This is a genomic window from Kutzneria chonburiensis, assembly GCF_028622115.1.
GTDB lineage: Bacteria > Actinomycetota > Actinomycetes > Mycobacteriales > Pseudonocardiaceae > Kutzneria > Kutzneria chonburiensis.
The window spans coordinates 1349693-1366117 of sequence record NZ_CP097263.1; the positions used below are offsets into that span (position 1 = coordinate 1349693).

The window sequence follows — 16425 nt, forward strand, 5'->3', positions numbered from 1 at the left end:
TCCCTGCGCACTGCGCAGGGACTCCGTGCTTTCACGGGCGTAGCAACGCTTTGACGGCCCGGCGCTCGTCCATGGCCCGGTAGCCCTCGGCGACGTCGGCCAGCGGCAGCGTGAGGTCGAAGACCCGGCCCGGGTCGATCGTGCCCCGCCAGATGCGGTCGACCAGGTCGGGCAGGAAGCGCCGCACCGGCGCGGGGCCGCCGAGCAGCTGGACGTGCGAGTAGAACAGCTCTTCACCGGGCAGGGCGACGTCGTGCGCGACGCCGACGTAGCCGACCGCGCCGCCCGGGCGGGCCGACCGGATGGCCTGCATCATCGACTCCTGCGTGCCGACGGCCTCGATCACGCTGTGCGCGCCCAGTCCGTCGGTCAGCTCCTTGATCACCGCCACGCCGGCGTCGCCGCGTTCGGTGACGATGTCGGTGGCGCCGAACTCCAACGCCAGCTTCTGCCGGGACTCGTGCCGGCTCATCGCGATGATCCGCTCCGCGCCCAGCTCGCGGGCGGCCAGCACGCTGAGCAGGCCGACCGCCCCGTCGCCGACCACGGCCACCGTGGCGCCGGGCTGCACACCGGCGGCGACGGCGGCGAACCAGCCGGTGCCGAGCACGTCGGAGGCCGCGAGCAGGCTCGGCACGAGGTCGTCGGACGGCACCTCCGGCGTGGCCACCAGCGTGCCGTCGGCCAGCGGCACCCGCAGGAACTCGGCCTGCGTGCCGCCGACGAACTCACGGTGCCGGCACGAGGTGTGGAAGCCGGCCCGGCAGATCTCGCAGGTGTTGTCGGAGGCGAAGAACGAGCCGACCACGAACTGGCCCGGCGTGATGCCGGTGACCTCGGCCCCGACCTCCTCGACGATGCCGACGTACTCGTGACCCATCGGCGTCGGCCCGGTGATCGGGTTGATGCCGCGGTACTCCCACAGGTCCGACCCGCACACGCAGGCCGCGGACAGCCGGATGATCGCGTCGGTCGGCGCCTGGACCACCGGGTCGGGGCGCGCCTCGAAGCGGACGTCGCCGGGGCCGTGGATGACAGCTCCGCGCATGATGTGAGTGCTCCTCGTATCGTCGGATCGCTACGTCTCGATGGAACACTCGGCGGCGGCATCGCGGGAGGTCGGGTCGTTCAGGGTTCTGACAGAACCCCCCACCGCGGGCCGGCCGGCCGTACCGTTGACTCCCATGAGCGCCAAGAGCACCGACGTCCGTGACTTCCTGGTCACGCGCCGGGCGAAGATCACGCCGGAGCGGGCCGGCCTGACCGTGTACGGCGGCAACCGCCGCGTGCCGGGCCTGCGCCGCGAGGAGGTCGCGATGCTCGCCGGCGTGTCGGCCGACTACTACACCCGGCTGGAGAAGGGCAATCTCGCCGGCGTCTCGGACAGCGTGCTCGACGCCGTCGCCGGCGCGCTGCAACTCGACGAAGCTGAGCGGGTCCATCTGTTCGACCTCGCTCGGGCCGCCAACGCGGCCGGTCGTCCCCACGGTCGGCCGGGCGTGTCGCGCCGCCGCCAGAATCGGGTCACGCCGGTCGTGCAGCAGATCCTCGATTCGATGACCACCACTGCTGCGTTCGTGCGCAACGGCCGTCTCGACATCCTCGCCACGAACCTGCTGGCCCGCGCCCTGTGGTCGCCGGTGTTCGACAGTCCCACGCGGTCGAGCGAGGTCACTCCGCCCAACCTGGCCCGGTTCGGCTTCCTGGACCCGGCTGCCCCCGACTTCACGCCCGACCACGGCAAGTTCTGCCACACCGCGGTGGCCATCCTGCGCACCGAGGCCGGCCGCGACCCGCACGACAAGGGCCTGTCCGACCTGGTCGGGGAGCTCAGCACGCGCAGCGAGGATTTTCGTACCCTCTGGGCCGCGCACGACGTCCGCCTGCACAGCACCGGGACCAAACGGTTCCACCACCCCGTTGTCGGCGAGGTGGTGGTGGCCTACGAGGTCATGCAGCTCACCAGCGACGCCGGCCTCGTCCTTGACGTCTACGCCGCCGAGCCCGGCTCGTCCTCGGCGGAGGCCATGCGACTGCTGGCCAGCTGGGCCGCGACCGAGTTGACCACGACCGGGCTCACCGCGGCGGGTCGATCTGCTGGTGGATCCAGCTGAACACGACGTCGACCCGGGCCACGACCTCGAGGCCGGGCTGCGGGCAGGCCGGCCCGTTGTCGACGATGGCCACCAGCGTGCCGGTCACGTTGTCGGCGGACACGAAGAACGGGCCGCCGGAGTCGTCCGGACAGGGGCTGTTCTCGACGGTGCGGGCCACGGTGGGCTCGGCGTCGAGCACGGTGTTGTGCAGCACCGCCACCCGGAACTGCCCGCGCTTGAGGTGATCGGACGGGGCGACCACGGTCGGCGAGGTCGAACCCCAGCCGGCGAACTGGAGCGGCAGGCCGACCGTCGGCGGCTTGTTGGCTAACGCCAAAGGCGTTATGTCGGTGATCGGCCGGTCCAGCTTGACCACGGCCAGGTCGTTGACCGGGGACTGTCGAACGTCCACGACCTGTGCCGACTCGCCACCCGGATCGCTGTCCTTGAGCTTTCCCAATACCACTGTCATATGGTATTGGGGTGTACCGCCGATGCGCGTGTCATTCACATCGTGAAAGCAATGCCCGGCCGTGACCACCCATTCCGGGGCAATGAGTGAACCGCTGCACGCGCCGCTGCGTAACCCGCCGCCAGGAGTGGGAATGTCCTGCGACGTGAGTTTGGCGTTAAATGGCAGCACGGCCGAGGGGCCCGGCTTCGTGGTGGTCGTCGTGGTGCTGGGCACCGTGACCACCCGCGGCCGTTGGGCGGCACTACCGCTGGTGAGCACGGCGTTACGCGGCACTGTCGGTGATCGTTCCGTCACGGTGTACGCGCAGGCGACACCGGCACCGAGTACCGCCGCGGCCGCGATGGCCCCCAGGCGCACGGGCGCCGGCCGGCGCGAAAGCGTGCTCATGTCAGCTTGATACGTACGAGTCGCGGAAAAGGTTGTCTCCATCCGCGAATGTGCGACTTGTTTCACGGACGAACGTTCCCGAACGGACAACCGCCGGCCGTTAGTGGACGCCGATGTCCTCCCCGGCGGAATTGTCCGGCGGCGACCGGGTACCCGAGGCCATGGACGAGGACCTGCACCACCCGCCGGCCGGGGCCGTGGTGGCCTACTTCGACCCCAGCCGCTACCCGGTCGGCACCGTCCGGACCGGCACCACCAGCGACGTCCCCGTGCTGGATCCGGGCACCAGCGAGCGATGGATCCCGGTGCGACGGACCGATGGCACCGTCGAGCTGGTGCCGGCGGCGCTGATCATCGACGTGCTGCCGCTGGAGGACTGACCGGAAGGGTCGGAGCTGCCGTCCGTTCGACGCCGGCGCTGTGACCGGGGCGCCACACAGGGTGAAGGTGTTGGTGGGAGGCGTGATGGACGAGACCAAGGCGTTGTCCGCCCGGCAGCGGCGGTGCCTGGCCCGGCTCGACCGGTCGCTGGCCGGTGACGCCGTGTTCCGGCAGCTCGGCGGGCTGTTCCTGGAGCCGGCGCGGACCCGGCCGCCGGGGCGGAAGACACTGTGGTGCCTGGTCGTGATGGGCGCGGGCTTCGTGCTGGCGGCGGTGGGTGCGGCCAGTGATGCGCTGATGGGCGTCGGGGCAGCGGCCGCCGTGGTCGTCGGCGTGACGGCGTTGACCGGCGCGCTGGCGTTCCTGCTGGCCGACAGCACTGGCGATGCGCCGCTGCGCACGCGATCCTGGGGCCTATGACCGCTTGGCGGGACGTCGAACAGGCCGCGCCCGAGTTCGCCCGGCGCGTGCGGGCGCTGCTCGACGCGCATCGGCACAAGACCATCGCCACCCTGCGGGCCGACGGCTCGCCGCGGATCTCCGGCATCGAGGTCGTCTTCGAGGACGGCGAGCTGGTGTTCGGCTCCATGGCCGGTGCGCGCAAGGGCGCCGACCTGCGCCGCGACCCCCGGTTCGCGCTGCACGGCGCCACCGTCGACCCGGTCGACGGCGAGGAGGCGGCGTGGCCCGGCGAGGTCAAGATCGCCGGGCGGGCCGAGCCGGCCGGGCCGGTCACCGAGGGGCCGGACGGCGACAAGTTCCGGGCCGACATCGGCGAGGTCGTGCACACCCGGCTGAACGAGGCGGCGACGCTGCTGGTCGTCGAGTGGTGGACACCGGAGGCCGGCCTGCGGCGCGTCGAGCGGGAGTAGCGCCTCGCGGCCGCGGGTGATCACTCGTTGGAGTTGAGCGGGCCGAGCAGTCCGACGGGCGGGAATGTGTACCATCGCGCCTGGCGCCGATGTACGAATTGCGCCGGTGTGGTGGTTTCTTCACGGGGGGATGAGTTGTCACGTCTCGGTGCGTCACGAAGATCGAAGCCGGCTGACTCCGGAGTTCCACGATGACCGCCACGCGCGTCGAGTCGCCGCCGAGCGCGTCGCCCGACCTTCTCGAACCCGTTCGACCCCGGCGAACAGCGCCGCTGAGCTGGTGGCACCGCCTGAGCACGGCCTGGCGCGAGGCGCTGTGGGCGTTTCTGCTCAGCCGCGTGATGCTGGTGTTCATCACTTTCGTCGCCACCAGCAAGGGCGGTCCCGGCGGCTTTCAATGCCTTTCCCAGCCGGTGGACTGCGTGAAGACCTGGCGGCACTTCGATGTCGGCTACTACCTGCAGATCGCCGCGCACGGCTATTGGGATCCGCACCTTCCCGCGCGGTGGGCGGCCGACGGCAGCCGCTTCAACGGGGAGTATCCCGAGGCGGTGGCGTTCTTTCCGCTGTGGCCCAAGCTGCTCGGCTGGCTGTCCACCCCGTTCGGCCGCACCTATTGGCATGCCTTCTACGTCGGCCTCGCGCTGGCCGCGGTGCTGACGCTGGTGACCTACTGGCTGCTCTACAAGCTGATCAGCGAGCAGTTCGACGACCGGGTGGCCCGGTGGACGCTGTTCTTCTTCGCCTTCTCACCCTTCGCGATCTTCTATGCCAGTGGGTACGGCGAGGTGCTCTTCCTCCCGCTGGCGTTGCTGGTCTTCCTGTTCGCGCGCCGGGAACGCTGGTGGCTGGCCGGGTTGTGCGGGCTGCTGGCCGCGCTGACCCGTCCCAACGCCGTGCTGCTCGTGATCGTCTTCGCCGTCGCCCTCGTCCGCATCTACGGTTTCCGAGGCCTGTTCACGCCCCGTGACCTCGGCGCCAAGCTGAAGATCGTCGGCGCCGCCGCCCTCGTCCCCGCCGGGGTGGGGCTCTACATGGCCTACCTGTGGGTGAAGTGGGGCGAGCCGCTGGCCTTCGTCCGGTGGCAGACCGACTACTGGCATCGCACGACGCAGTGGCCGTGGCAGCCGATCGTGCGGGCAGTGGACGTCGTGATCCACAGCACCACCATCGCGGGCAGCAATCCCACCGACTCGCTGTGGGAGCTGGTGTGGATCGCCGTCCCGCTGATCGCGGTCGCGCTGACCTGGCGGCGGATGCCGGTGGAGTACTCGCTGTTCACGACCGCGGTCTTCCTGATGACCATCACCGTGGCCTCGCCGGAGGGCGAGCCGCTGCTGTCGATCACCCGGCATCTGGCCGGCGCGTTCCCGGTCGCCGTCGCCTATGGGCTGCTGGCGGGCCGGAACCGGCCGCGGCAGCTGCTGCTGGTGTTGAGCCTCGCCTTCTTCGGCCTGTTCACGGCGTACTTCGTCACCGGGCGCTGGGTGGCCTGAGCTTGCCTTAGATACGTACATGCATGTATGAATAGCCCATGCGGCGAACGGCGGAGGAGTCGGCCCGGACGCGGGCGGCCCTGATGGATGCGGCCTTGCTGGTGTTCGCGGAGACGGGGGTGGCGAACGCGCGGCTGGTGGACATCGCGGCCCGCGCGAACGTGACGAGAGGGGCGGTGTACCACCACTTCGAGGACAAGATGGCGCTGTACGGCGCGATTCTGGCGGAGTCGTGGGACGCGCTGACCGTGTCGGTGTGGGCCGAGCTGGACGGCGAGGGCCCGGCGCGGGCCCGCCTGACCGCGTTTCTGCTGGCCTGGCTGCGTGACCTGCGGGAGAACGAGCGGTTCCGGGCGCTGCTGGCGATCACCATGAACGGCAGCAATCCGATGCCCGACGGCATGGACGACACCGCCAAGATCGAAGGCCTGTACGACTGGCAGCAGCGGCTGGCCCGGGTGGTGTCGCCGGCCGCGGCGGCATCGCTGCTGGCCTGGCTGTGCGGCACGGCGATGCTGGCGGCGGCCGACCCCGGTCTGCTGCCGGCGGCCGATCCGGCCGGCATCGAATCACTGCTCGGGGGGATGCTGTGAACACGACAAAACCGGGCGCGGCCGTGGCGGTCACCTCGATCGCGCTGGGCGTCGACATGTTCCTGTACGGGTCGATCGTGCCGATCCTGCCGCGATTGCCGGCGGTCAACGGCTCGGCGCTGATCTCGGGGCTGCTGTTCGCGGCCTACGCGGTGGCGCTGCTGGTGGCGACGCCTTTCGTGGGCATCTGGGTCGACCGGGCGGGACCGCGGCCGGCGATGCTGGCCGGGTTGGTCGGGCTCGCCGTCACGACCGCGTTGTTCGCCGGCCTGGCCGGCGGAAGTCTGGCCGTGCTGCTCATTGCCCGGGTGGCGCAGGGAATCGCGGCGGCCATGTCGTGGATCGCCGGTCTGGCCCTGATCGCGGCCACGCATGACGTCAGTCGGCGCGGGCGGGTGATGGGTCTGGCGCTGTCGGCCGTCGGGGTCGGGGTGCTGCTCGGCCCGGGCGTCAGCGGTGCGTTGGCCGACGCTTTCGGTACCGCGGCGCCGTTTCTGGTCGTGGCCGTGCTGGCCGCCGGCGACGCCGTTGCACGGATGATCCTGATCAAGCCGATCGAGGTGCCGGAAAACCGTACTCCACTAAGGACAGTCCTTAGTGGACCCAATGTGCCGCTGCTTGTGCTGCTGACGGCCGTCGGTGCGGGCAGTATCGCTTTTCTGGAGCCGATCCTGCCGTTGCATCTCGGCACGCTCGGCCTCGACTCGACGTTCATCGGCCTGGTGTTCAGCGGCGGCGCGGTGGTCGGCGCGCTCGGCGCGCCGCTGGCCGGCCTGTGGGCCGACAAGCTGCGCCCCGCCCCGACGGCGGCCATCGGCGCGGTTGTCGCCGCGGTTGGATTCCTGTTGGCCGGTATGGGATCCACGCTGATCAGCATTGCCGGCGTGCTCGTTGTCGACTTCGGCGCCCAGCTCATCCTCGCGCCCACGCTGGTCCTGATCGGCGTGCTGGCCGAGCACACCAGCCCACCGGCGTACGGTGCCGCGTACGCCCTCTACAACCTGGCCTACACCACCGGCCTGGCCGTCGCGCCCATCGCCGCGGGTACGACGGCACGGCTGGTCAGCGTGTCGACCGCGACCATCGCCGCCGCGGTCGTCGTCGCCGTGCTCGCGGCCGCCGCCCTGGCGATCCGCGGCAAGGCCCACCAGCCTCAATGACCGTGGAAGGCCTCGGCCAGCCACCATGAGCCGCCGTCCTCGATGATCTTGGCGTCAATCACCAGCGGCGTCTCGCGGGGGCCGGCGAGCCAGTCGTGGACGGGCTTGAGGTCGTCGAGGGTGCGCACGGTGAGGCCGGTGCAGCCGAAACCGCGGCCGATGGCGGCGATGTCGGTGGGCGGGAAGCGGACGGTGCTGTGGTCGCCGGCGAAGTGGTGCACCTCGGCCCCGTAGGCGGCGTCGTTGTAGACGATGACCACCAGGGGAAGGTCAAGGCGCGCAACGGTTTCCAGCTCGCCGGCGGCCATGTGGAAGCCGCCGTCGCCGAGCGCGGCGACGGGCAGCCGGTCGGGGCGGGCGATCGCCGCGCCGATGGCGGTGGCCAGACCGAGGCCGATGGACTGGAACGCCTGCGTGAAGCAGAACCCGAACTCGTCGGGCACGGCCAGGTAGGCGCTGGGATAGCCCATGAAGTTGCCGGAGTCGACGGACACGATCCGCTCGGCCGGCAGAATCCGGTCCAGCTCAAGGGAAAGCGTGCGGGGATCGATGAGCTCGGCGGTCGAGGCGTCAGTGAAGTCGGCCGCCGACCACCGGGCCCGGGCGGCAATGCGGGCCCGGATCTCAGGCGAGCGGTAGCCGGCCTTCTGGTTCAGCTGCGCCACAACGGCACGGGCGGTGGCGGCGGAGTCGCCGACCACGCCGACGTCGATCGGCCGGTGTGCGCCGAGGGCGTCGGCATCCAGGTCGACCTGGGCCAGTCGGGTCGACGGGCCGATCAGCTTGCCGTGCCGGGTGGTCCACCGGTTCAGCGCGCAACCCCAGCCGACGAGCAGATCGGCGTCCCGGATCAGCTCGGCGGTGAGCGGCGACGAGAAACCGCCGGAAATGCCCAGGGCCCAAGGGTCTTCGTGGAACAGGCCGTGCGCGACAGCCGAGGTCGCCAGCAGTGCGCCGCAGGTGTCGGCCAGGGCGCGGATCTCCGCGGCGGCCCCGCGGCCACCACGGCCGGCGATGAACACCGGCCGCTCGGCGTCGGCGATCAAGGCGGCCAACTCCGTGACATCAGGCTCGGCCGGACGTGGAAACGCCGGCAGTGCAACGGATTTCACCTCGGCGCCGGTCATCGCCTGCACGTCCACCGGCAGGTTGAGCACGACCGTGCGCCGCTCGAACCAGGCTGTCTGCACCGCGCGAACGGCGTCGACAACAGCTGTTGTCGGGTCGGTGATGCGCATCGGCACCGCCCCGACCGAGCGGGCCAGCGCGTCCTGATCGATCCGGAAGTTGTTGAGGGGATCGGAATCCGGCGACTCGGCGGCGAGCACGATCATCGGCGTGCGGCTCTTCGCCGCCTCGCCGATGCCGGTCATGGCATTGGTCAGCCCGCAGCCCTGATGCGTCGACACGAGCGTCACCCGGCCGCTCATCCGCGCGCAGGCATCGGCCGCTGTCGCCGCCGCGCCTTCGTGCCGGGTGGCGTAGTACGGGACTCCGTTGTCCCGCAAGGCATTGGTCACGTGGAAGTTCCCGCTGCCGACCACCCCGAACACCGGGCCGACGCCCGCCTGAGCCAGCGCCTTCCCGACGGCTTCGGCCACGATCACGATTGCTCCACGAAGGCGTACACGCGGGCCGGGCTGCCCGTGCCGCCGACGATCGGCAGCGGCGACACCACCAGCACGGCCCCGGTCGGCGGCAGCTCGGCAAGGTTGCGCAGCTGCGTCAGCCCGAACTTGCCGGCGCCCAGCAGCAGGTTGTGGCACGGGAACATCGGCTCCAGCTCGGCCGCGCGCCCGGCGTCCGTGCCGACCGTCTCCACGCCGAAGCCGACGATCGGCGTCTCCTCGGCCAGCCACCGTGCGCATTCCGGCGACACGCCCGGGCTGTGCTGGCCGTTCAGAAAGCTTTCCTGGTCACCCGACCGCGCGTCCCACCCGGTCCGGTACAGCAGCCAGCCGCCGTCCGGCAATGGTCCGTGCTGGCCCTCCCACTCCCGCACGTCGTCGATGCCCAGCAGGAAGTCCGGGTCCGCCGCCTTGTCCGTCGCGTCCAGCACCACCGCCGGCGCGACCAGGCTGCGCAGCGGGATCTCGTCGACGCCGATGCCGTCCTTGCCGGTCAGCCAGTGGATCGGCGCGTCCACGTGCGTGCCGACGTGCTCGCCGGTGTGGATGTCGTTCCAGTGCCAGGCCGGGCCCCGGTCGTCGTAGCGGCTGATCTCCTCCAGCCGGAAGCTGATCGTGTTGGCGAACGGCTCCGGCAGCTGGAGCACCGGTGTGCTGGCCGACAGCGGCGCGGTCAGGTCCACGATTCGCACGCCGCCACTGGCGAGCGCGGACACCAGGTCGGTCAACAGGGACATCATTGCCTCCTCGATTCTCCGACCCTGCCGATCCTTGCCTAACCTGGGGGCCATGACCATCGACAACACGACCGGGCCGTTCCGCCGGGCCGTGCAGGCGCCCGTCCGCCGGGCGGCCGAGGAGTTCCGCCGGCTGGCCGACGCCCTGGACAACGCGGCCGCCGAGGTCGAGGTGCTGGACCGGGGCCTCGGGCCGCATCCGGCCGGTGACCTGGCCCGTACCCTCGTGGCCCAGATCCAGGCGGTCAACGGGCAGGTCGACTACAGCACCCTGCTGCGGGCCGCCGCCGACCTCGACCTCGTGCTGGTCGGGGCGGCCGTCGGCCAGCCCGTCTCCCAGCCGCTGGCGCAGCCTTCGCGATTGGGCCGCCGGGCCGCCCCGCCTCCGCCGCCGGCCGCCCCGGTCGTGTCGATCTCGCCCAACACCCTGTGGGTCGAGGACGACCAGGATTCCCGGCGTGTCCGTTTCGTCTGGGTCACCGGGGTTGACGCCAAGGGGCAGCAGGCCGAGTGCCGGGCTTGGCGTGACGAGACCAACGTGCGGGTCCGGCCCACCACCATTCCCGTCGTCCAGTTCCAGCCCGGCGGCTACCGCATGGCCGACGAGCAGGAATACCGTCGCGCCGCGCAGATCATCATGGCCTTGCGCAGCACCGGCGTGGACGTGTCCGTGATGAAGCCGCTGTTGGAGTTCGTGAAGCGGAACTAGGGCCGGCGGACCGTGTCCAGGCCCACGACCTCGAGCTCCGTGATGGCGTCGGCAGGCCATGTGCAGCATGAGGCTCTCGCTGCCGGTGTCGAGCCAGCAGGCTTCGTTCACAGTCACCGCGGAAGCCTGGTCAGCCCGAGGTGTCGTCGAACCGCAAGGTCGAGGTGATGCGGTAGCGGTCGCCGCGGTACACGGACCGGGTGAGCTCGACAATCCGGTCGGTGGTGTCGCGGGTGGTGCGCTCGATGGCCAGCAGCGGGGAATAGACGGGGACGTCGAGGAGGTCGGCCTGCTCGGGGTTGGTGAACGACGGCTCGATGCTCTGCACGGCGGACGCCACGGAGACGCCGAAGCGGGTGCGAAGGAGCTGGTAGAAGTTGCCGGATTCCATGTCGGCGGCAGCAAGGCCGGGGACGACGGAAGAGGGCAGGTCGAGGCGCTCGATGGCGATGGGCTCGTCGTCGACGAGGCGGACGCGGGTGACGCGAAGGACAGGGTCGCCGGGGGAGAGCTCGAGGCGGGCGGCGAGCGGGGGAGGGCGGGGGAGACGGCGAAGGAGATGACGGAGCTGGTCCAAGAGCCCTCGGCGGGCGGCGAAGCCATGCCGCCGGCGAGCTCCTGGGTGATCTTGTGGGGACTGGTGAACGTGCCGCGACCCCGCTGCCGCACGAGGAAACCGTCCCGGGTGAGGGAGTCGAGGGCGGCCCGCACGGTCGGCCGGGAGACGCCGAGCTGCTGGGCGAGCTCACGCTCGGACGCCAAGCCGGTGCCGGGGCGGGTGTTCTCGATCAACCCGAGGATGTGCTGTCGGACGACGTCACGCTTGGGTGAAGAGGCAGTGGTCACGGAGCCTCGGCATAGGTTGTGGGCAGGGCGTTCAAGGAGCCGAGCAGGTCCAGGTGCACGGCCAGCCGACGCCGGAAGTCATCGTAGTCGGGGGCGGTACGCCGCCAGGCGGCGTCGGCGAAAGCGCAGAGGCGCGGGAAGGCCAAGCGCCGCACGTGGTCGGGGGTGGGGGCGTATTCGGTCCACAGCTGGGCCTGCGTGCCGAGCACACCGGGAGCGGAGCCGACGGCGGCGGGGAGCCCGGCCAGCGGATCGAAGCGGTAGACGTCGGCCAAGGTGGTGACGAAGCCGGACGGGCCGGACGGTGCCGACGGGGCGTAGTCGAGGTACGTCGACCGGTGCGGGGCCATGATCACCTGATGTCCGTCGCGGACGGCGGCGGCGCCGTGGGCGGCGTCCCGCCAGGCGGTGGCGACCAGGCCGGAGGGCATGCCGCCGGGGTGGGTTTCGGCCCAGCAGACGGCGGTCCGGCCGAGTTCACGGAGCGTGTCCCGCATCTGCCCGAGGAACCAGCCGTGCAGCCGGCCGGGATCGTCGAACCCGAGTTCCGAGGCCCGGGCCAGCGCGGACGGGGCGGTGGCCCACTGGGTCGTCGGGCACTCGTCGCCGCCGATGTGCACGTACGGGGCGGGGAACACATCGGCGACCTGCCGCAGCACCTCGCGGCAAAAGGCCAACGCGGTGTCGTGCACACCGAGGATGTCCTCGCTGATGCCCCAATTCGTCCAGACGGGCTGCGGCCGCGAGGGGAAATTGCCCAGCTCCGGATACGCCGCCAGCGCGGCCCGCACGTGCCCGGGCATCTCGATCTCCGGCACGATCATGACGCCGCGAGCGGCCGCGCAACGTACCAGTTCCCGCAGCTCGGCCTGGGTGTAGTAACCCCCATGGGGTATGCCGTCGCCCTGGCTCTCCGGCCGCCACGCGCCGACGTCGACCAGCCGCGGCCAGCCGGCGATCTCCATCCGCCAGCCCTGGTCGTCGGTCAGGTGCAGGTGCAGCACATTCAGCTTGTGCAGGGCCAGGATGTCGACGAACTGGTGCAGGAACTCCAGCGGCATATGGTGTCGGGCCACGTCCAGCAACACGCCCCGCCACGGCAGCCGCGGCACGTCCCTGATCCGCTGGCACGGCAGATTCCCTTGCAACGCAAGGATTCGCAGCGTCTGTACGCCGTGCAGCAGGCCGGCCTCGGTGGTCGCGGTCAGCATCACCTGCCGAGGTCGGATATCCAGCTGGTAGCCCTCGGGCCCGCGGCTGGTCAGCTCGAGCCAGATCGTCGGGGCGTGGCCGGCCCCGCCGCGCAGGCCGAGATAGCCGGCCAGCAGCTCGCCGGCCCGCTCGGCCCCGGGCCCGCAGTTGACCCGCAGGTCGGGCCGCAGCAGGAACGAGCCCGGTCGCGGCTCGGTCAGCGACGGGCGGGGAATGATCGCGGTCGACCCCATGGCCGACGAGGCTGACGGCTGACCATTGGTCATGTCAAGACCCTTGACAGGGGGCCCAGCTGGGGCCACGGTAGGCGCCATCCGACTTACCAATGGTCAGGTCGGTGTCGACGAGGCCGCCACGCGTCGTTCGACCGAGGAGAACCCGATGGACCCGATCCCTGCCCGGCCCCGGGGACGCCGCCGAGCGCTGATCGCCGCCACGGCGGCGGTGTGCGCGGCGGCCAGCCTCTACGCCATCCAACCGGCGCTGGGCGCGACGCCCGCGCTCAGCGTGCAGTACAAGACCTCGACGCCGGCCACCGCCGGCGAGGCCGAACCCTGGTTCAAGATCGTCAACACCGGCGGCACGGCGTTGTCGCTGAACCAGGTCACCCTGCGCTACTACTTCACCGCCGACACCAGCGGCTCGTACGTGTTCGCCTGCGCCTGGGCGGTCGTCGGCTGCGGCAGCATCACCGGCACGGTCGGCACGCCGGCCACGCCGACCGCCACCGCCGACCACTACCTCCAGATCAGCTTCACCGGCGGCTCGGTCGCCGCCGGCGCCGACAGCGGCGACATCCAGCTGCGGCTCTACCGGGCCGACTGGCAGAACGTCAACCAGGCCAACGACTACTCGTTCAACGGCGCCGACACGAACTACGCCGTCAACACCAATGTCGCCGCGTACGTCAACGGCGCGTTGGCCTTCGGCACCGCCCCGGGCGGCGACGCCCCGACCACCACGACAACAACTGTTGTCCAGCCGTCCGGGGCGGCCCTGTTCGACGACTTCCACTACAGCGGACCGGCCGACCCGGCGCTGGCCGCGCACGGCTGGAGCGTGCGGACCGGCGGCGGTGGCCCGGGCATCGCCGGCACCTGGACCGCCAGTGCCATCAGCTTTCCCTCCGACCCCGCCGCCGTCGGAGGCAAGGCGATGCAGCTCGAGGCCAGGACCGACGGCACCGCCGCCGACACCACCCAGGCCGAGATCGACACCGTGCAGCGCAAGTTCAAGGAGGGGACCTACGCGGCCAGGGTGTTCTTCACCGACGCGCCGACCAGCGGCCCGGACGGCGACCACATCAACGAGACCTTCTACACGATCACCCCGGACGAGCCGCTCTACAGCGAGCTGGACAACGAGTACCTGCCCAACGGTGGTTGGGGCGCACCGGGTCCGACCCTGTACACCACGACGTGGTACAGCGCCGACGCCATGGATCGCGTGACGCACAACGAGATCTCCAGCCTTCAGGGCTGGCACACGCTCGTGACGACCGTCGCGAACGGCACCGTAACGTACTATGTGGACGGTCGGGTCTACTTCAGCAGCAACGGGAAGTACTACCCGCGGGACAAGATGACCATCGACTTCAACCTGTGGTTCATCGACCTGCCGTTCACCGGGCAGCGCACCTGGGACCAGAAGGTCAACTGGGTGTACTTCAACGCCGGCGCGCTGAGTCCGGCTCAGGTCGACAGCGCGGTGGCCGGCTACTACGCCGCCGGCACGCACTTCACCGACACCGTGCCCAACTGAGCGACCCTTTCGGGCGGCGGCGGTCAAATTCGTTTGACCGCCTCCGCGCGGGCGCGCTGTCATGGCAGTCATGACCACCGAGCAGCTGCCGGAGCACGTCCAGCACAACCGCGAGTACTGGGACGGCATGGCCGACCGGTGGGTCGGCGCCGGCGAGCGGGCGTGGCGGGGGAACGAGCTGACCTGGGGCATCTTCCAGATCCCGCAGGCGCAGGCCCCGCTGGTGCCGGACGATGTCAACGGCCTCGACGTGATCGAGCTCGGCTGCGGCACCGGCTACGTCAGCTCGTGGCTGGCCCGTCGCGGCGCGCGGCCGGTGGGTATCGACAACTCCGAGGGGCAGCTGGCCACCGCGCGGCGGCTCCAGCAGGAGCACGGCATCGAATTCCCCTTGCTGCACGGCAATGCCGAGGAAGTGCCGTACCCGGACGAGTCCTTCGACCTCGCGGTCAGCGAGTACGGCGCGGCGATCTGGTGCGACCCGTACAGGTGGATCCCCGAGGCGGCCCGGCTTTTGCGGCCCGGCGGCCGACTTGCCTTCCTGGGCAACAGTGTCCTGTCGATGCTGTGCGCGCCCGAGGACGAGAACGAGAAGCCGACCGACCGCATGCTGCGGCCGCAGCAGGGCATGCACCGCTTCGCCTGGGAGGACGGCGGTGTCGAGTTCCATATCAGCCACGGCGACATGATCCGGCTGTTGCACGCCAACGGGTTCGAGGTCGAGGACCTGATCGAGCTCTACGCCCCCGAGGACGCGACCGACTCCTACTTCAACTACGCGCCGGCCGGCTGGTCCAAGCAGTGGCCGGTCGAGGAGATCTGGAAGGCCCGCAAGGTCAGCTGAGCAGCCCGGACGTCAACAGCACCAGCCCGAGCGAGCAGCCGGCCACCACGACCAGCCCCAGCGCGGCCACGATCAGCGGCCGCCAGCCGCTGCGGGCCAGCTCGCGCAGGTCGAAGTTCAGGCCGACGCCGGCGAAGCAGAGCAGGAAGGCCCACTTCGACAGGTTGCCCAGGCTGGTCACCTCGGCCTTGGTGAACAGGCCGGCGGTGGCCAGCGCGGAGACCGCGATGAAGCCGAGCACGAACTTCGGGAAGGTGCGCCAGACGAAGCCGGCGCGCTCGCGGAACCCGGTCGCCACCGCGCGGCCGCCGCGGGTCGACCAGTACGCCGCGTAGCCCAGCATGACCAGCCCGATCAGGGCGTTGCGGGTGTTCTTGACGGCAACGGCAATCTGTTGCGCCTGGGCCGAATACGCGGCGCCGGTCGCCGTGGTCTCGGCCGTGTTGTCCACGGCGAGTCCGGCCCACAGCCCGAACTGGGTGTCGGACAGGTGCAGCAGATGGCCGATGGCCGGGAAGCTGAACAGCGCCACCGCGCCCAGCCCCAGGATGGCCGCGATGGCGTAGCCGGAGTCCTCGTCGTCGGCGTCGATCGCGCCGCGGCCGGCGATGATGGCCGAAACGCCGCAGATGGACGTGCCGATGGCCAGCAGCGTGGACAGCTTGGGGCCGAGCCCGAAAGCCTTGCCCACCGCCAGGATCACCACCGTGGCCACGGCCATGTCGATCAGGATGATGCCCAGGCTGAAGCCGCCGAGCTTGGCCAGGTCGCCGAGCACGAACCGGGCGCCGAGCAGCACGATGCCGGTCTTGAGCCAGAACTCGTAGCCGGCCACGCCCGGCCGGAACAGCGCCGGCAGCCCGATCACGTTGCGGATGAGCAGGCCGATCACGATGGCCCACAACACGTATTCGATGTCGGGCAGGGCGGTGCCGGTGGCCTTGCCCAGGCTGCGCAATCCGTTCTGCGCGAAGGTGCCGGCGATGTCGACGGCCGCGAGCAACAGCAGCCCGGGCACGTAGCGCACGATTGTGCCGGCGTTGAGCCGGCTTCCGGTCGCGGCGGTCATTTGACCAGGAACGCGATCGTCGGGAGCAGGCCCGTCGCGGCCAGCACCACGAACACGGCCGCGACGATCACCGCCGCCCAGTCGACACTGATCCGCATGGTCTGCCTCCGATCGTGGACGCTCGGGCAGCAGCACAGTAGGGGCGTGTGCGGCCGCCGC

General features: G+C 70.7%; 18 protein-coding genes and 1 pseudogene. 11 read left to right on the forward strand and 8 right to left on the reverse strand.

All coding sequences use genetic code 11. The features are described 5' to 3' along the window. Positions 1 to 31: 31 nt before the first annotated feature. Positions 32 to 1048 carry a zinc-dependent alcohol dehydrogenase family protein gene (locus M3Q35_RS06440; protein WP_273940726.1) on the reverse strand — a complete coding sequence of 339 codons (1017 nt, stop codon included), beginning with the start codon at positions 1046 to 1048 and terminating at the stop codon, positions 32 to 34. Positions 1049 to 1184: 136 nt separating this feature from the next. Here M3Q35_RS06440 and M3Q35_RS06445 point away from each other — a divergent pair, with 136 nt between their 5' ends. Next, positions 1185 to 2114: a helix-turn-helix transcriptional regulator gene (locus M3Q35_RS06445; RefSeq protein ID WP_273940727.1), complete on the forward strand. Its 930-nt coding sequence runs from the start codon at positions 1185 to 1187 to the stop codon at positions 2112 to 2114. Here M3Q35_RS06445 and M3Q35_RS06450 read toward each other — a convergent pair. Beyond that, positions 2077 to 2829, reverse strand: a complete 753-nt coding sequence (locus M3Q35_RS06450) for a S1 family peptidase (protein ID WP_273944269.1) — start codon at positions 2827 to 2829, stop codon at positions 2077 to 2079. The genes M3Q35_RS06445 and M3Q35_RS06450 overlap by 38 nt on opposite strands. Here M3Q35_RS06450 and M3Q35_RS06455 point away from each other — a divergent pair. The 7 genes from M3Q35_RS06455 to M3Q35_RS06485 all read left to right on the forward strand — a co-directional run bounded on the left by M3Q35_RS06455 (position 2714) and on the right by M3Q35_RS06485 (position 7460). Next, complete coding sequence (locus M3Q35_RS06455; protein WP_273944757.1) at positions 2714 to 2968, forward strand: hypothetical protein; 255 nt, start codon at positions 2714 to 2716, stop codon at positions 2966 to 2968. The two genes, M3Q35_RS06450 and M3Q35_RS06455, sit on opposite strands and share 116 nt — an antisense overlap. Positions 2969 to 3071: 103 nt before the next feature. Then, entirely contained in the window at positions 3072 to 3338 is a 267-nt protein-coding gene (locus tag M3Q35_RS06460; protein WP_273940728.1) for a hypothetical protein, read from the forward strand. An 85-nt stretch (positions 3339 to 3423) separates the two neighbouring features. Then, positions 3424 to 3759 carry a DUF3040 domain-containing protein gene (locus M3Q35_RS06465; protein WP_273940729.1) on the forward strand — a complete coding sequence of 112 codons (336 nt, stop codon included), beginning with the start codon at positions 3424 to 3426 and terminating at the stop codon, positions 3757 to 3759. Further along, a complete protein-coding gene (locus M3Q35_RS06470; RefSeq protein ID WP_273940730.1) occupies positions 3756 to 4211 on the forward strand; it encodes a pyridoxamine 5'-phosphate oxidase family protein in 456 nt (151 codons plus the stop codon). The genes M3Q35_RS06465 and M3Q35_RS06470 overlap by 4 nt, the downstream gene beginning before the upstream one ends. 191 nt (positions 4212 to 4402) lie before the next feature. Continuing rightward, positions 4403 to 5707: a hypothetical protein gene (locus tag M3Q35_RS06475; RefSeq protein WP_273940731.1), complete on the forward strand. Its 1305-nt coding sequence runs from the start codon at positions 4403 to 4405 to the stop codon at positions 5705 to 5707. A 38-nt stretch (positions 5708 to 5745) separates the two neighbouring features. After that, positions 5746 to 6300: a TetR family transcriptional regulator gene (locus tag M3Q35_RS06480; RefSeq protein WP_273940732.1), complete on the forward strand. Its 555-nt coding sequence runs from the start codon at positions 5746 to 5748 to the stop codon at positions 6298 to 6300. Beyond that, positions 6297 to 7460: an MFS transporter gene (locus M3Q35_RS06485; protein ID WP_273940733.1), complete on the forward strand. Its 1164-nt coding sequence runs from the start codon at positions 6297 to 6299 to the stop codon at positions 7458 to 7460. Before M3Q35_RS06480 ends, M3Q35_RS06485 begins: the two co-directional genes overlap by 4 nt. Here M3Q35_RS06485 and M3Q35_RS06490 read toward each other — a convergent pair. Beyond that, a complete protein-coding gene (locus tag M3Q35_RS06490; protein WP_273940734.1) occupies positions 7454 to 9067 on the reverse strand; it encodes a thiamine pyrophosphate-binding protein in 1614 nt (537 codons plus the stop codon). The two genes, M3Q35_RS06485 and M3Q35_RS06490, sit on opposite strands and share 7 nt — an antisense overlap. Continuing rightward, on the reverse strand, positions 9064 to 9825 hold the full coding sequence (locus M3Q35_RS06495; protein ID WP_273940735.1) for a cyclase family protein: 762 nt from the start codon (positions 9823 to 9825) through the stop codon (positions 9064 to 9066). The genes M3Q35_RS06490 and M3Q35_RS06495 overlap by 4 nt, the downstream gene beginning before the upstream one ends. A 52-nt stretch (positions 9826 to 9877) precedes the next feature. On the opposite strand from M3Q35_RS06495, the gene M3Q35_RS06500 reads away from it, so the two are divergent. Then, positions 9878 to 10534 carry a hypothetical protein gene (locus M3Q35_RS06500; RefSeq protein WP_273940736.1) on the forward strand — a complete coding sequence of 219 codons (657 nt, stop codon included), beginning with the start codon at positions 9878 to 9880 and terminating at the stop codon, positions 10532 to 10534. 130 nt (positions 10535 to 10664) lie between these two features. Here the strand turns inward: M3Q35_RS06500 and M3Q35_RS06505 are convergent, their stop codons facing one another. The 3 genes and pseudogenes from M3Q35_RS06505 to M3Q35_RS06515 form a co-directional block, all read right to left on the reverse strand. After that, positions 10665 to 11111, reverse strand: a complete 447-nt coding sequence (locus M3Q35_RS06505) for a GntR family transcriptional regulator (RefSeq protein ID WP_273940737.1) — start codon at positions 11109 to 11111, stop codon at positions 10665 to 10667. 125 nt (positions 11112 to 11236) lie between these two features. Next, positions 11237 to 11380 (reverse strand): annotated as a pseudogene (locus tag M3Q35_RS06510) (GntR family transcriptional regulator); the annotation flags it as partial. After that, positions 11377 to 12858: a beta-N-acetylhexosaminidase gene (locus M3Q35_RS06515; RefSeq protein ID WP_273940738.1), complete on the reverse strand. Its 1482-nt coding sequence runs from the start codon at positions 12856 to 12858 to the stop codon at positions 11377 to 11379. The gene M3Q35_RS06515 and the pseudogene M3Q35_RS06510, both read right to left, overlap by 4 nt. A 115-nt stretch (positions 12859 to 12973) precedes the next feature. On the opposite strand from M3Q35_RS06515, the gene M3Q35_RS06520 reads away from it, so the two are divergent. Together M3Q35_RS06520 and M3Q35_RS06525 are read left to right on the forward strand one after the other, a co-directional pair. Next, entirely contained in the window at positions 12974 to 14353 is a 1380-nt protein-coding gene (locus M3Q35_RS06520; RefSeq protein ID WP_273940739.1) for a cellulose binding domain-containing protein, read from the forward strand. Between the two features lie 70 nt (positions 14354 to 14423). After that, positions 14424 to 15197, forward strand: coding sequence for a class I SAM-dependent methyltransferase (locus M3Q35_RS06525; RefSeq protein WP_273940740.1), 774 nt, complete (start codon positions 14424 to 14426; stop codon positions 15195 to 15197). Here M3Q35_RS06525 and M3Q35_RS06530 read toward each other — a convergent pair. Continuing rightward, positions 15190 to 16266, reverse strand: coding sequence for a YeiH family protein (locus tag M3Q35_RS06530; protein ID WP_273940741.1), 1077 nt, complete (start codon positions 16264 to 16266; stop codon positions 15190 to 15192). The two genes, M3Q35_RS06525 and M3Q35_RS06530, sit on opposite strands and share 8 nt — an antisense overlap. Positions 16267 to 16425 lie beyond the last annotated feature (159 nt).